The 1,974-nt window shown below is 42.5% G+C and carries 2 pseudogenes; both read left to right on the forward strand.

Going from position 1 to position 1,974, the window contains the following annotated elements:
• Positions 1 to 647: pseudogene (locus IQ228_RS25430) on the forward strand (photosystem II q(b) protein); the annotation flags it as partial.
• A 1,074-nt stretch (positions 648 to 1,721) separates the two neighbouring features.
• Positions 1,722 to 1,974, forward strand: a pseudogene (locus IQ228_RS25435) (photosystem II q(b) protein); the annotation flags it as partial.

The following is a 1,974-nucleotide window of genomic DNA, read 5'->3' on the forward strand; positions in this document are numbered from 1 at the left end:
CCTTCTCTGCACCTGTAGCAGCAGCAACCGCAGTATTCCTGATCTACCCAATCGGTCAAGGTTCATTCTCTGACGGTATGCCTTTAGGTATCTCTGGAACATTCAACTTCATGATCGTGTTCCAAGCTGAACACAACATCTTGATGCACCCCTTCCATATGTTAGGTGTAGCTGGTGTCTTCGGTGGTTCTTTGTTCTCCGCAATGCACGGTTCTTTGGTGACTTCTTCATTAGTTAAAGAAACAACCGAAAACGAATCGCAAAACTACGGTTACAAATTCGGACAAGAAGAAGAAACCTATAACATCGTAGCTGCTCACGGTTACTTTGGTCGCTTGATATTCCAATACGCTTCCTTCAACAACAGCCGTCAACTACACTTCTTACTCGCTGCATGGCCTGTAATTGGTATTTGGTTCACAGCTTTGGGTATCAGCACCATGGCGTTCAACTTGAACGGTTTCAACTTCAACCAATCAATCATGGATTCTCAAGGTCGCGTAGTCGCTACTTGGGCTGACGTAATCAACCGCGCTAACTTAGGTATGGAAGTAATGCACGAGCGCAACGCTCACAACTTCCCCCTAGACTTGGCTGCTGCTGATGTTGCTCCTGTTGCTTTAAGCGCTCCTGCAATCAACGGTTAATCGGTTTAGTTAAATAGAAAACGCTCTCCAATTATGGGGAGCGTTTTTTTGTTTTGGGAACATACTGACTAGTACCGCAAGGCGGAAGTCAAAAGTCAAAAGTCAAAAGTCAAAATGAAGACAGTATAGGCTTTTGGAGGATTTAGAATGGTTGGTTTATTTACGCCGTTTTGTACTAGTAGTCTGTCAACCCGAAAATGACGGGTGAAGGCAAGCAGGGGGAGAAAAGAGGCAGGGGAGGGAAGAACAGAAGTTTTTCCGATCATTACCCGTCAAAAAAAATCGTTCAATTTTCCAGACTTGATATTACTTCTAACTTCTTCTAAATCCTCCTAATAGCGCAGCGTGGCGTTATACTGAAAACGGCTTAATTGTTTGATTCTAAACGTAGGGGTAAAGCAAGAGCTTCATTGGTGTCAACTTAACGTAAAACATCTATCCCGCCTGGGAATGATAGCGTAGCGTGGCGTTAGCCATATTCCCAGTCTAATAGCAGAAGTCATCTGAAGATGACTAAATAACCCGGAAATTTTTGAGTAAACTTGAGTTTACTTTCGCTATTAGCCCGGAAATGAATTTCCGGGCGGGTGTAGAAGCTAACAGACATGAAAATATGGAAATAATTGTTTATAACCCTTGTACCGTAAGGGTTTTGTTAAGTAGTGAGACAGAATTAATTACACAATGTCATTGCGTTAGCGCAGCGTTAGCCATATGGAACGAAATGAAGCAATCGCAAGGGTTGTGATTGCTTCCCTTCGCTCGCAATGACTGTAAATATTTTTGTCCAATTACTTATAGATATACAACTCCAGCCACAGAGAACACAGAGAAATGAGGGTTTGAGGAATGTTTTGCGTAGGTAACAAGAAAATTAAAAGTTTTTATAAGAAATATTAACAGTAGAAAGCCTTGCCATATCTAGGTTATAGCCATAAAGACGACCCAGGTTTCTAGATTTATCGAAAAATATTACGAAAACCCCTTTACAAATCGAAATATAAGGCTTACTATAAAGACATGAGGTAGAAATACCTACCAGAACATACATAACTCAAACGCAATTATAAACACATGACAACCACCTTACAACAGCGCGAAAGTGCTAACGTATGGAGCCGCTTCTGCGAGTGGATCACAAGCACTGACAACCGTTTATACATCGGCTGGTTCGGCGTAATCATGATCCCCACCCTCCTATCTGCGATCGCTTGCTTCGTAATTGCATTCATCGCCGCACCTCCAGTTGACATTGATGGTATCCGCGAACCAGTTGCAGGTTCTTTACTCTACGGAAACAACATCATTTCCGGCGCAGTAGTTCCTT

It is taken from the genome of Dolichospermum sp. LEGE 00246 (assembly GCF_015207865.1).
Classification (GTDB): Bacteria; Cyanobacteriota; Cyanobacteriia; order Cyanobacteriales; family Nostocaceae; genus Dolichospermum; species Dolichospermum heterosporum.